Annotated in this window: 12 protein-coding genes; 6 read left to right on the plus strand and 6 right to left on the minus strand. The window is 69.2% G+C overall.

Annotated elements, in window-relative coordinates; genetic code table 11:
- Positions 1–79: 79 nt before the first annotated feature.
- The 4 genes from VG869_11250 (at position 80) to VG869_11265 (ending at position 4,288) form a co-directional block, all read left to right on the plus strand.
- Positions 80–1,294: a CoA transferase gene (locus VG869_11250; protein HEV3451770.1), complete on the plus strand. Its 1,215-nt coding sequence runs from the start codon at positions 80–82 to the stop codon at positions 1,292–1,294.
- Positions 1,291–2,571 (plus strand): cytochrome P450, encoded by a 1,281-nt coding sequence (locus VG869_11255; GenBank protein HEV3451771.1) that lies wholly within the window; start codon positions 1,291–1,293, stop codon positions 2,569–2,571. The genes VG869_11250 and VG869_11255 overlap by 4 nt, the downstream gene beginning before the upstream one ends.
- Before the next feature lie 86 nt (positions 2,572–2,657).
- Positions 2,658–3,944, plus strand: coding sequence for an aromatic ring-hydroxylating dioxygenase subunit alpha (locus tag VG869_11260; GenBank protein HEV3451772.1), 1,287 nt, complete (start codon positions 2,658–2,660; stop codon positions 3,942–3,944).
- 17 nt (positions 3,945–3,961) lie between these two features.
- A complete protein-coding gene (locus VG869_11265) occupies positions 3,962–4,288 on the plus strand; it encodes a hypothetical protein (GenBank protein ID HEV3451773.1) in 327 nt (108 codons plus the stop codon).
- Positions 4,289–4,292: 4 nt separating this feature from the next.
- Here VG869_11265 and VG869_11270 read toward each other — a convergent pair whose 3' ends face one another.
- Genes VG869_11270 through VG869_11290 form a run of 5 tightly spaced genes read right to left on the minus strand, consistent with a single transcriptional unit; the run spans position 4,293 to position 8,900 of the window.
- Positions 4,293–5,528: an amidohydrolase family protein gene (locus VG869_11270; GenBank protein ID HEV3451774.1), complete on the minus strand. Its 1,236-nt coding sequence runs from the start codon at positions 5,526–5,528 to the stop codon at positions 4,293–4,295.
- Between the two features lie 40 nt (positions 5,529–5,568).
- Complete coding sequence (locus VG869_11275) at positions 5,569–5,934, minus strand: cytochrome P450 (GenBank protein ID HEV3451775.1); 366 nt, start codon at positions 5,932–5,934, stop codon at positions 5,569–5,571.
- 2 nt (positions 5,935–5,936) lie between these two features.
- On the minus strand, positions 5,937–6,707 hold the full coding sequence (locus VG869_11280) for an enoyl-CoA hydratase-related protein (protein HEV3451776.1): 771 nt from the start codon (positions 6,705–6,707) through the stop codon (positions 5,937–5,939).
- Between the two features lie 20 nt (positions 6,708–6,727).
- Positions 6,728–7,861 carry an acyl-CoA dehydrogenase family protein gene (locus VG869_11285; protein HEV3451777.1) on the minus strand — a complete coding sequence of 378 codons (1,134 nt, stop codon included), beginning with the start codon at positions 7,859–7,861 and terminating at the stop codon, positions 6,728–6,730.
- Positions 7,848–8,900 (minus strand): acyl-CoA dehydrogenase, encoded by a 1,053-nt coding sequence (locus tag VG869_11290; protein ID HEV3451778.1) that lies wholly within the window; start codon positions 8,898–8,900, stop codon positions 7,848–7,850. The genes VG869_11285 and VG869_11290 overlap by 14 nt, the downstream gene beginning before the upstream one ends.
- 125 nt (positions 8,901–9,025) lie before the next feature.
- Between VG869_11290 and VG869_11295 the strand changes: the two genes are divergently transcribed.
- A complete protein-coding gene (locus VG869_11295; protein HEV3451779.1) occupies positions 9,026–10,243 on the plus strand; it encodes a cytochrome P450 in 1,218 nt (405 codons plus the stop codon).
- Between the two features lie 9 nt (positions 10,244–10,252).
- Positions 10,253–11,764, plus strand: coding sequence for an NAD(P)/FAD-dependent oxidoreductase (locus tag VG869_11300; GenBank protein HEV3451780.1), 1,512 nt, complete (start codon positions 10,253–10,255; stop codon positions 11,762–11,764).
- A gap of 39 nt (positions 11,765–11,803) precedes the next feature.
- On the opposite strand, the gene VG869_11305 is transcribed toward VG869_11300, so the two are convergent.
- A partial coding sequence (locus VG869_11305; protein ID HEV3451781.1) for an SDR family NAD(P)-dependent oxidoreductase occupies positions 11,804–12,405 on the minus strand: 602 nt, incomplete at its 5' end.

The following is a 12,405-nucleotide window of genomic DNA, read 5'->3' on the forward strand; positions in this document are numbered from 1 at the left end:
CCTGGCCGCCTCGTTGCGGCGGAAACCTCGCTCTCCTAGATTGTGAACGGAGTAATCGTCGACATGCGTCGGGGGTTCGATGGACGACGTCCTTGCCGGGATTCGAGTGGTCGAGGTGGCGAGCTGGACATTCGTGCCCATCTCCGGCGCGGTGCTGTCGGAGTGGGGCGCCGACGTCATCAAGGTCGAGCACCCGGCCAGCGGCGACCCCCAGCGCGGGCTGGTGTCGTCGGGGCTGGTCCCGGGCGCGGCGGGCGTCAACTTCATGTTCGAGATCCCGAACCGGGGCAAACGCTCGGTCGGCCTCGACCTCTCGACCGACGACGGACGGGAGCTCCTCTACCGGCTCGTGGAGAGCGCCGACGTCTTCGTCACGAACTGCCTCCCCGGCGTCCGTTCGCGTCTCGGGATCGACGTCGAGGACATTCGGGCGCGCAACCCGAGCATCATCTACGTCCGCGGCACGGGACAGGGCACGCGCGGTCCGGACGCCGAGAAGGGTGGGTTCGACGGCGCGTCGTTCTGGGCTCGGGCCGGGCTGGCCATGGCGTTCAAGGACTCGGCGTCCGAGTGGCCAGTAGACCAACGGCCTGCGTTCGGGGATGTGATGGGCGGGCTGACGATCGCCGGCGGCATCGCCGCTGCGCTGCTGCGACGCCAACGGATGGGCGTCCCATCGGTCGTCGACGTGTCCCTCCTGAACCTCGGGATGTGGAACCTCGCGCCCGAAATCACGTCGGCGAAGCTGTACGAGCACACCGAGATCCCGACGTTCGACCGCGACTCCCTGCCGAACCCGCTCGTCGGCACGTACCCGACGAAGGACGGCCGGTTCCTCATCCTCGTGCTCCTCCAGGCCGACCGCTACTGGCCCGACCTCTGCCAGCACCTCGGGCGTCCCGACCTGCTCGAGGACCCACGCTTCAAAGACGCGCCGGCCCGCTACGAGCACCGCCGTGAGTGCATCCAGGTTCTGCGCGACGTGTTCCGGACTCGTACCTACGACGAGTGGCGGGAGCGGCTGCAGACCCTCGAGGGCGTCTGGGCCCCCCTCCAGACGCCGCTCGAGGTGCACGACGACCCGCAGGCCGGCGCCAACGGCTACCTCGAGCCGATCACGGCCGGCAGCGGCCAGGAGTTCGTGCTGCCCGCCAACCCGGTGCAGTTCGACGAGACACCCCCCTCGGTGCGCGCCGCCCCCGGGCACGGCGAGCACACCGACGAGGTGCTGCTCGAGCTCGGGCTCACCTACGACGAGATCCTCGAGCACAAGGTGAGCGGAGCGGTGCTGTGACGGACATCGACACCATCGATTTCTTCCGTGACGAGTCGCTCCTCCCGGATCCGTACCCGTACTTCGACGAGCTGCGGGCGCGGTGCCCGATCCAACGCGAGCCGCATCACGGCGTGGTCATGGTCACGGGGTACGAGGAGGCCCTCGCCGTGTACCACGACATCGACACGTTCTCCTCGTGCAACTCCGTGACCGGCCCGTTCCCGGGCTTCCCGGTCCCGCTCGAGGGCGACGACGTCAGTGGGCTGATCGAGGCGCACCGCGACGAGCTGCCCTTCAGCGACCAGCTCCCGACCCTCGACCCGCCCGTGCACACGGCGCACCGGGCGCTGCTCATGCGGCTCATCACGCCGAAGCGCCTGAAGGAGAACGAGAAGTTCATGTGGCGCCTCGCCGACCAGGTGATCGACGAGTTCGCCTCCGACGGCAAGTTCGAGCTCATCCACCAATACGCAGGGCCCTTCGCGATGCTCGTCGTCGCCGACCTGCTCGGGGTGCCCGAGGCGGACCACCGCATGTTCCGACAGGAGCTCGGCACCCGACCCGACCGCGCCGTCGGCAGCACCGAGCGCGACGCGATGGCGCATCGCCCGCTGGAGTTCCTCTACGAGGCGTTCACCCGATACATCGAGGATCGACGCCGCGCGCCGAGCGACGACGTCATGACCGGCCTCGCCGGGGCGACCTTCCCGGACGGCTCCATCCCCGAGGTGATCGACGTCGTCCGCATCGCGGCGAACCTGTTCGCCGCCGGCCAGGAGACCACCGTGCGACTCCTCGGCTCCGCCTTCCAGCTCATCGGCGAGGACCCGGACCTCCAGCACCGCCTTCGGCACGAGCGTGAGCGCATCCCGAACTTCATCGAGGAGACGCTCCGTTTCGAGAGCCCCGTCAAAGGCGACTTTCGGCTGGCCCGAGTGCCAGCCCGGATCGGCGGCGTCGACATCCCGGCCGGCACCACGATCATGGTGTTGAACGGGGCTGCCAACCGTGACGCCCGCCAGTTCGAAGACCCGACGACCTTCCAGCTCGACCGGTCGAACGCCCGCAAGCACCTGGCGTTCGGGTTCGGCATCCACACCTGTCCCGGAGCGCCCCTTGCGCGCGCCGAGGGATGCATCAGCGTCGAGCGGCTGCTCGACCGCCTCGGCGACCTCAGGATCTCCGAGGCCGACCACGGACCCCCCAACGCCCGCCGGTACCGCCACGTGCCGACGTACATCCTGCGCGGCCTGCGAGCGCTGCACCTGGAGTTCACGCCCCGCGACGGGCAGTGAGACCGGCACCGGGCGGAAACGGGCTTCTCTTTTTTTGAGATTGGTGCTATCGTCCCGGTGCCGTCGCCTGACCGGAGGACGACCCCATGCCGCACTTCACGAAGCCCGACGAGGGGTCCTGGACCGAGCACTACCCCGACCTCGGCACCGGGCCGGTCTCCTACGCGGACTCGATCTCGCCCGAGGTCTACGAGCGCGAGCGTGACGCGATCTTCGGCCGCACCTGGCTGAACGTCGGCCGCGTCGAGCAGCTCCCGAAGGTCGGCAGCTACTTCACGAGGGAGCTCGACGTCGCGGGGACGTCGATCGTCATCGTTCGCGCCGCGAAGGACGAGATCCGCGCCTTCCACAACATCTGCCGGCACCGCGGCAACAAGCTGGTGTGGCAGGACTACCCACTCGAGGAGACGAGCGGCACCTGCCGCCAGTTCACCTGCAAGTACCACGGCTGGCGCTACAACCTCGAGGGCGAGTGCACCTTCGTGCAGCAGGAGTCGGAGTTCTTCGACCTCGACAAGAAGGACTTCGGCCTGGCGTCGGTCCAGGCCGACGTCTGGGAGGGGTTCATCTTCGTGAACCTCGACCCGACCAACACGACGACGCTCCGCGAGTACCTGGGGAAGTTCGCGAAGGGGATGGAGGGCTACCCGTTCAACAAGCTAACCCAGGTGCACAAGTACCGCGCCGAGGTGGGAGCGAACTGGAAGCTCTTCGTCGACGCGTTCACCGAGTTCTACCACGCACCTGTTCTGCACGCGAAGCAGAACGTCGGCGAAGAGGCCCGCAAGCTCTCCGAGGTCGGCTACGAGGCGCTCGCGTACGAGCTCGACGGCCCGCATGGCATGGTGTCCACGTGGACGGGCCCGACGCCCCCCCGCGACCTGAGCATCTACAAGCCGATCGAGCAGAAGGTCCGCAGCGGTCTGTTCGGACCGTGGGAAGCACCCGATATCGGGGTCGACGAGCTGCCGCCGGGAATCAACCCGTCCGGGAACAAGTCTTGGGGCCTCGACTCGTTCCTCTTCTTCCCGAACTTCATGGTGCTGATCTGGAAGCAGAACTGGGTCATCACGTACCACTACTGGCCTACGTCGTACAACAGCCACATCTTCGAGGGAACTTGCTACTTCACACCGCCGACGAGCGCCCGGGAGCGTCTCGCGCAGGAGCTTGCGGTTGTCACCTTCAAGGAGTACGCGCTTCAGGACGGGAACACACTGGAGGCCACGCAGCGGATGCTCGAGTCGCGTACTCCCATCAAGGCGTTCCCGCTGAACGACCAGGAGATCCTGCTCCGCCACCTCCACAAGACCGCGCAGCGCTACGTCGCCGAGTACGACCGGACCGTCGCCGCCGTGGCCGCGCCGGTATGACCGAGGAGCCGACGAACATGGCGCCCTTCCCCAACGAGTTCGCGGACCTCGAGCCGTTCGCCGACTGGGCGGTCCCAACCGAGCGGGCCCGCTACGCCAAGCGCATCTCGAGCACGATGGAACAGCTGCAGGCCTTCTACGACGCCGCCTTCCCGCGGATCGACGACGCCCTCGCCTACCTCGACCAGCACCAGCTCGACGCGCTCGCCGAGGACGGGAAGCGCTTGCTGTGGCTGTACTGCGCGCTCATGACCGCCTCGTTCCCGGTTGAGGCATGGCGACAGCCACGCGTCCCCGACAGTGGCGCCGCCAGCTTCGACGCCGTGCTGGAACCCGCCGTCTAAGTCGTCACGCGGCGCGGTCGCGGGCGTCGTCTCGGAACACCTCACCGCCCTTCATCACGAACCGAACCTGCTCGGTCACGGCGATGTCGGCGAGCGGGTCGCCCGGGACGCCCACGACGTCGGCGAGCAGCCCGGGTTCGAGGCGCCCTCGGTCGTCGGCGTCGATCAGCTCGGCCGACACGGTCGTCGCGGCCCGGATGGCCTGGAGGGGCGTCATGCCCCGATCGACGAGGGCGAGCATCTCCTTGGCGTTCCTGCCGTGCGGGATCGCCGGTGCGTCCGTGCCACAGGCGACGCGCGCCCCCCGCTCGATGGCCTTCTTGATGGTCTCCCGTGCGCGGGGGAACACCTCGGCGGCCTTCGCCTGGAGCTCCGGCGCGGCGTGGGAGAGATCCATGCCGTCGGCCAGATAGGTCGTGGCCACGAGGAACCGGCGACGCTCGATTAGCAGCTCAAGCGTCGCGTCGCTCATCAGCGAACCGTGCTCGATGCAGTCGATTCCGGCCTCGATGGCGGCGCGGATGCCGTCGTCACCGTGCGCGTGCGCAGCCACCTTCAAGCCGGCGCGGTGGGCCTCGTCAGCGATCGCGGCGAGCTCCTCGTCGGAGTACTGCTGCGCGCCCGCGGGGCCGGTGTGGGACATCACACCGCCGGACGCGCAGCACTTGATGAGCTCCGCGCCGTGCTTGATCTGGTATCGGACCGCCTTGCGGACCTCGCTGACTCCGTCGGCGATCCCCTCTTCGACGGTGAGCGGCATGATGTGCGGCGCGAGCGCCTGGAACATCGTCGGATCGAGATGTCCACCCGTCGGTGTGATCGCGTGGCCGGCCGGCACCACGTGCGGGCCGTCGATCCAGCCGTTGTCGATCGCCTTCTTGAGCGCGACGTCGAGGAGCAGACCCCCGGTGGGCACGAACAGCCCGAGGTTGCGGACGGTCGTGAACCCCGAGCGCAGCGTTCGTCGCGCGTTGGCCACGGCACGGAGCGTGCGGACCGCGGGGTCGTCCTGCACGGGGTTGAGCGGACTCGCGTGGTCGGGGCCGCCCAGGAGCAGGTTGACCTCCATGTCCATGAGGCCCGGGAGCAGGGTCAGGTCCGCGAGGTCGATCACCCGGGCGTCGGCCGGCACCGAGGTCGGCGAGACCTCGGTGATGCGCCCCGCCTCGACCAACAGCTCGCCGGGCTCGACGTACTCGCCCGCGTCGACATCGAGCAGACGCGCCGCTCGCACGTGGATGGGTTGGGTTGGTAGTCGGCGAGGCACCGCGTGTTCCTTCCTACGAGGTGAGGACGGGGAGCTGCGCCCATCCCCGCACGGTGGCAGCGTGGGCCATGACGGCGTGCCGCTCGTCGACCTCCCCGTCCCGCCAGCGCTGCAAGACCTCGTCGAGCGCGACGCGAGCCTCGAGGCGGGCGAGGGCAGCACCGAGGCAGAAGTGGGGCCCGTATCCGAACCGGTGCGACTCCCAGTCGACGAGCCCCTTCTCCACATCCTCGAAGCGGCTCAACGCGAAAAGGGCGCACTTCTCGTTGTGGGAGAGCGGCGCCTCTTCCCGCATCCGCCTCCAGGTCGGGGACGGGTTGTTGTCGATCTCGAAGTCGTAGGGGTCGTAGTAGATCTCGGCGTCGCTCGTCGTCGTCATCGTCACCTCTCGAGGAAGCGTTCCACGTTCGAGCGCAGCTCGGGCGTGTCGAACGACTCGTTCTCCGCGGCCAGGGCGAAGTCGATCGTGGTAAGGACGGCCTGCTCCAGGTGGAGGTTGAGGACCCGCTTCGTCGCCTCGACGGCCTGCTGCGGGAGGGCTGCGATCTTGTGGGCGGTGGCGAGCGCGGCAGGTAGCACCTCGTCGTCTGGGAGCACGCGGTTTGCGAGCCCGATCTCGGCGGCCCGGGCGGCGGTGATCCGCTCCCCCGTGAAGGCGTACTCCTTCGCGAGCAGCAGGCTGGTGTGGAGCGGCCAGGTGACGGGACCGCCGTCGGCGGCCACGAGCCCGACCGGCACGTGCGGGTCGGACAGGTACGCCGACTCGGCTATGTACACGACGTCGGCGAGCGCGAGGAGGCTGCACCCGAGGCCGACCGCCGGCCCGTTGACGGCAGCGATCACGGGGACGCGGCAGCGCACCATGTTGAGGACGATCTCGCGACCCTCGGCGAGGATGTCGCGGCGCACTCCACGGTCCTTCGCCATCCGGTCGAGGAGGCCGAAGTCGCCGCCGGCGGAGAATGCCCGGCCCTCGCCAGTGATGACGGCGACGCGGGCCTCGCGGTCTGCGCTGAGCTGCGGGAACAGGTTCGCCAACGCGTTGTGGAGCTGCTCGTTCACGGCGTTCAGCTGCTTGGGGCGCGAGATCGTCACGATGCGAACGGGGCCGTCGGCCTTCACCTGGATGACGTCGGGCAGGTCGTAGTCCATTCGGCTCCTCTGAACAGCGCTCAGGCGGTCGGCAGACCCAGGATGCGGGTCGCGACGATGTTCTTCTGAATCTGGGATGTGCCCCCCATCACGCTCTGGGCCCGGCTGTAGAGGTAGATCTTGAGGGCCTCGTCCTGCGCGTCGCTTGCCGCCGTCGGTCCGGCGACGTCGAGCGCGGCGGCGCCGACGGCCTGCTCGACCCAGGTCATGAGCAGCTTGTCGATGGAGCCGCCGGGCCCGTGGTCGACTCCATCGAGGCGTTCGGAGAGCCGCCGGCACACATGCAGGCGCAGCATCTCGGTCTGCACGTACGCCCACGCGACGGCGTCGACCTGGTCGGAGCGGAACGAATCGGGATTGGCCCGTACGGTGGCTTCCAGCTCCTTGACGGTCTTGGCGTACCGCGCGACGTAGCCGAGCTCTCCGGGCTCGCGCTCGTGGCTGACGATGGTCATCGCGACACGCCAGCCCTCCCCCGGCTCTCCGATCATGTTCGTAGCGGGCGTCCGGGCGGCATCGAACAGCACTTGTCCGAACTCGCTCGCGATGCCGTTGATCATCTTCAGCGGCCGCTGCTCGATGCCCGGCTGGTTCATGGGGACCGCGAGGAGCGACAGGCCCCGGTGCTTGGGTACGTCGGGGTCCGTGCGAGCGAGGAGGAAGCACCAGTCGGCAACGTCGGAGTAGCTCGTCCAGACCTTGTGCCCGTTGATCACATAGTCGTGACCGTCCCGGACAGCGGTCGTGCGCAGCGAGGCGAGATCCGACCCCGCGTCCGGCTCGCTGAACCCCTGGCACCAGCGCTCGCGCCCGCTGATGATGCCCGGGAGGAACCGATCCTTGATCTCGTCGCTGCCGTGCACCGTGATGCCCTGCACGAGATAGCCGAGGCTGGGTCGCGGCGGCGCGCCGGCGGCCGCGAGCTCCTCGTCGAGGATCACGTCGAATACCGCCGGGAGCTCAAGCCCGCCGTAGCGCTTTGGCCAGCTCAGCCCGAAGAAGCCCGCGTCGTAGAGGGTGGTGTGCCACTCCGCCTGGCGGGCCCAGTACTCGTCGTCGGTCGACGACGTGGGGAGGCCGGGGTTGTTGTCGGCGAGCCACGAGCGCAGGCGGGCGCGGAACTCCGCTTCCGCCGGGGAGTCACGAAAGTCCATCGCCCACCCCGAGCCGGGTGCGCTCGAGCTCGCGCAGCTGCTCGCCAACGTCGCCGAACCATCGGGACGACAGGAGCGCCCGCCGCAGGTAGACGTTGACGATGCACTCCCACGTGTTGCCAATCCCGCCGTGCACCTGGATCGCGGTCTCCCCGACGGTCCGAGCGGCGCGCCCGCAGTAGGCCTTGGCGACTCGTCCCGCGGTGAGCGCGCCGTCAGGAGGGAGGTTGTCCACCGCCCATGACGCGTGCAGGGCGACGCTGTGCGACCCCTCCATGAGGCAGCGCGCTTCGGCCAGCAGGTGCTGCACGGCTTGGAACGAGCCGATGGGCACGCCGTACTGCTGACGCTCGGCGGCGTAGGCGACGGTCACGTCGAGGACGCCGCGCATGACCCCGACGAGGTCGGCGCTGGTCAGCGCCAGCCCCAGCGCACGCACCAGCGCGAGGTCATCGTCGGTCAGGAGCCGATCCTGGTCGGGAACCACGACCACGGGCGCCTGGGCGCCGACGGTCCGGACCGACCGGCTGAGATCCGACCCGGTTCCCGACGAATCGTCTGCGCCGTCCAGACCCAGACGCGCGAGGCGGTGCCCGGACCCTTCGGGCGTCAGCACGAACCCGCTGTCGACCTCTCCGCCGCCGTCGATCACGTGGAGCGGCGCGGCCGTCGTCCCGCCGTGGACGACGGCGAGGTCGACGAGCGACGGCGCGAAGGCGACGACCGTGCCGTCTCCGACCTGCACGCCGGCGCGGCGGGCGAGATCGCCGGCGAGGACGGGCCCAGCGAAGGCCGCGTCGGCCACCGCCGCCCCGAGCGCCTCGGCGACGATGGCGGCCTCGACGCCGCCGGCGAGTGGCGTGCCGTCTCCGCCGTCTGCGCGCAGCTCCAGCCAGCCGGCGTCGCGTACCGCCGCGCTGAGCCGCTTCGCCCGAGTGGCGTCGTCGAGGTCGGCGACCGTCGCGGGACCGAGCTCACGAGCGAGCTGGCGAGCCGAGCGTCGCAGCTCCGCCTGCTCGGCCGTGTCCCGCGTGTCCATCAGGCCCGTCGCTTCATCGTCACCCTGAGGTAGAATGTAGTTTCCGATTTTTGAGAGCGCAATACTCGTCTAACATCGGCGTCACCGCGGCAGCCCGCCGCGGCGCCGGCTCAGCAGGAGCGCCGATGACCGCCGCCACGACGCCCGTCGACTTCGACCCCTTCTCGGAGGAGTTCTTCGACGATCCGTACGAGCTGTACGGGCGACTCCGGGACGAGGCGCCCGTGTACCGCAGCGGGCGCTACGGCTTCTACGCGCTGTCGAGGTTCGCCGATGTGCTGGCCGCCCACCGAGATTGGGAGACCTTCTCGAGTGAGCACGGCATCGAGCTCTTCATGCTCCTCAACACCGACGTCGAGGAGGTCAGGCGCTACCGGCAGGTCATCATGATGGATCCTCCGGAGCACGACCGGTTCCGAGCGATCGTCAGCCGCGTCTTCACCCCCCGCGCCGTGAGCGCGCTGGAGCCCATGGTCCGTGAGGTCATCTGCAGCTTCCTCGACCAGCTGGAGGATGCGGCCGAGTTCGACGCCGTTGCCGACTTCGCGGCGCCGTTCCCGATCGAGGTGATCTCTCGGATGCTCGGCGTCCCGGAGGCGGACCGTCAGGCGATCCGTCACCGGATCGACCTCGGTCTCCACCGCGAGCCGGGTCAGCTGGAGCCGAGCGAGGAGAACCAGCGGGCGACACTCGAGAACGGCATGTACTTCCACCGGCTGACCGCGGAGAAGCGGGCGAACCCCGGCGACGACATGCTGTCGCGGCTCACGCAGGTGACGGTCGATCGCGGTGACGGCGCCGAGACCGGCCTCGACGACACCGAGATCACCGGCTTCGCGACGTTGCTCGGTGGTGCCGGCGCCGAAACGGTCACGAAGCTCGTCGGCAACGCGGTCGTGCTCTTCTGGCGGCATCCCGACCAGTGGCAGAAGATCCTCACCGATCAGGGAAAGATCCCGCGCGCCGTCGAGGAGATCCTCCGGTACTGGCCGCCCTCCCAGTACCAGGGTCGGTTCTGTGTCAAGGACCGCACGTTCGAAGGCGGCACGATCCCGGCGGGCCACCCTGTGCTCCTCATCACCGGAGCGGCGACGCGTGACCCACGCGAGTTCGACCGGGCCGACGACTTCAACATCGAGCGCCAGCCCGGCATCACCATCGGCTTCGGCCACGGTGCGCACGCCTGTCTCGGTGCTGCCCTGGCCCGCATGGAGAGCCAGATCGCCATCGAAGAGACAGCAAAGCGCTGGGCGCGGCTCGAGGTCGACGGAGACGGGCTCCGGCGCGTCCACATGGCGAACGTCGCCGGCTACTCGAACGTGCCGGTTCGGGCCGTTCGCTGATCGTCCCCGGTGAGACCGTCACGCGAGGAGCTCTTCGGTCCCGCGGGGACGCCGAGGGTCGCCGTCGTCGGCGCCGGCTTCGGCGGTATCGCCACCGGCGTGAAACTGAAGCAGGCCGGCATCGACACGTTCACGATCTACGAGTCGTCGCTCGGGATCGGTGGCACCTGGTGGGACAACACCTACCCGGGCGCCGAGGTCGACGTGGGCTCACACCTGTACTGCTTCTCCTTCAAGCCGTACGACTGGACCCGCACGCACGCCCGGCAGCGGGAGCTGCAGAAGTACCTCGAAGAGACCGTCGACGAGTTCGGGCTCCGTGGCCACCTTCGGCTCGGCACCGCCGTCGAGTCGGCGACGTGGGACGACAACCGGCACGTTTGGCGTGTCCACCTCGACGACGGAGCCGTTGACGAGTGCAACGCGCTGGTGAGCGCCGTCGGGTTCCTCAACGTGCCGAGCTACCCCGAGTGGCCGGGCCTGGACGACTTCGAGGGACCGAAGTTCCACACTGCGCGGTGGGAGCACCACCACGACTTGACCGGCAAGGTGGTCGCCGTCGTCGGCACGGGGTCCTCGGCCACGCAGGTGGTTCCGGCCATCCAGCCGACCGTCGAGAAGCTGTACGTCTTCCAGCGCGAACCCGGATGGATCCTGCCGAAGGGTGAGCGCGACCTGAGCGACGAGGAGCGTTCGACGTTCGCGCGGGCGTGGCGCCGGACGCGAGAGCGGTGGCGGCTGCGCTACCTCGTCGAGAAGAGCCTCTGGTCCGGGGACCTGGTCCGACCCGGAACCAAGCTGAATCAGGCTCGTGAGCGGGCGTGTCGGCGGTACATCGCGCGCCAGTTCGCCGAGCGTCCCGACTTGCGCGAGGCGGTCACGCCCACATACCCGTACCCGGGGAAACGGCCAGTGCTCGCGAGCACGTTCTATCCCGCGCTCAAGCAGCCCAACGTCGAGCTGGTTCCCCGCGCCGTCGCGTCCGTCACCCGGACCGGCATCGTCGACGCCGACGGCGTGGAGCGAGCCGTCGACGTGATCGTCATGGCGACGGGCTTCACGGCTGCGAACTACTTGGCGCGTCTTCGGGTGGTCGGGCGGGACGGCCAATCCCTCCGCGAGCGCTGGGCGGGCGAGCCGCGCGCCTACCTGGGCATCACGGTGCCCGGCGTCCCGAACTTCTTCATGCTCTACGGGCCGGGCACCAACGGCGGCGAGCTCGTCATGACGCTCGAGAGCCAGGCGGAATACGCCGTGCGCGCCATCAAGCGCATGGTCCGGGAGCGGGTCACCGCCGTCGAGGTCAGGCCCGGCTTCGAAGGTCGGTGGTTCCGCTGGCTCCAGTCGCGGATGGAGGGCACGTCCTGGACCATGAGCGACAACTACTTCCGGTCACCGACCGGCCGAGTCGTGACCCAGTGGCCCTACGGCAACCTGCAATACCGGGTGCTCACGAAAGCCCTCGGGCGGGTGTCGGAGGTCACCCGCCGGCGGGCGTCGGTCACGCAACTCCGCCGCTGACCCGCCGGCAGCCGCCCGCTGGCCGGCGCCGGCCGGAGTTCAGCCCGGCGGCCGAGGCACCAACGTGATCGAGGACACCGTGGCACGGCAGGTCAAGACGGCATCGACCACGCGCAGTAGCTCGGCCACGTCGATGAGGCCGCCGTTCATGTAGCCGCGCTGCTCCCAGAGCGGGTGGACCTCGGCCGCGTAGGTCAAGTCCCAGTCCTTGGGAAACTCCGTGCGTGCATCTCCCTCACCGCCGGCGCAGTCCCCGACCACGAGGCGGGTGAAGCCGACCTGGGGATGCTCGGCGCGCAGCACCTCGACGAGCTTGTCGAGCGCGGCCTTGCTCGTCGTGTAGGCCGCAAGTCCCGGCCAGGGCGGGGTGAGCGAGGCACTCACCGAGGAGAGGTACACCGCGACGCCGCCGGCCTCCTCGAGGTGTGGGAGCGCGGCGGCGGTGGCAAGCGCGGCGCCGACGACATTGGTATCGAAGGCGCGTCGCCAGGTCGCCGCATCGACGCTCTCGACGGCCGCAAGCGGCCCGATCCCGGGCGCGTACACGAGCGCGTCGATGCCGCCGAGCTTCGTGGCCGCCTGCTCGATCGCGGTTCGGCATCGCGATTCGTGAGTGACGTCGCAGGGGATCGAGACCGCGT

This window comes from Acidimicrobiia bacterium, from assembly GCA_035948415.1.
Taxonomy (GTDB): domain Bacteria; phylum Actinomycetota; class Acidimicrobiia; order IMCC26256; family PALSA-555; genus PALSA-555.

Excerpts from the sequence above, each read along its gene's own strand:
- VG869_11260 (HEV3451772.1), top strand. The coding sequence starts at position 2,658 with ATGCCGCACTTCACGAAGCCCGACGAGGGGTCCTGGACCGAGCACTAC.
- VG869_11275 (HEV3451775.1), bottom strand. The coding sequence starts at position 5,934 with ATGACGACGACGAGCGACGCCGAGATCTACTACGACCCCTACGACTTC.
- VG869_11290 (HEV3451778.1), bottom strand. The coding sequence starts at position 8,900 with ATGGACACGCGGGACACGGCCGAGCAGGCGGAGCTGCGACGCTCGGCT.
- VG869_11250 (HEV3451770.1), top strand. The coding sequence starts at position 80 with ATGGACGACGTCCTTGCCGGGATTCGAGTGGTCGAGGTGGCGAGCTGG.
- VG869_11280 (HEV3451776.1), bottom strand. The coding sequence starts at position 6,707 with ATGGACTACGACCTGCCCGACGTCATCCAGGTGAAGGCCGACGGCCCC.
- VG869_11285 (HEV3451777.1), bottom strand. The coding sequence starts at position 7,861 with ATGGACTTTCGTGACTCCCCGGCGGAAGCGGAGTTCCGCGCCCGCCTG.
- VG869_11295 (HEV3451779.1), top strand. The coding sequence starts at position 9,026 with ATGACCGCCGCCACGACGCCCGTCGACTTCGACCCCTTCTCGGAGGAG.
- VG869_11265 (HEV3451773.1), top strand. The coding sequence starts at position 3,962 with ATGGCGCCCTTCCCCAACGAGTTCGCGGACCTCGAGCCGTTCGCCGAC.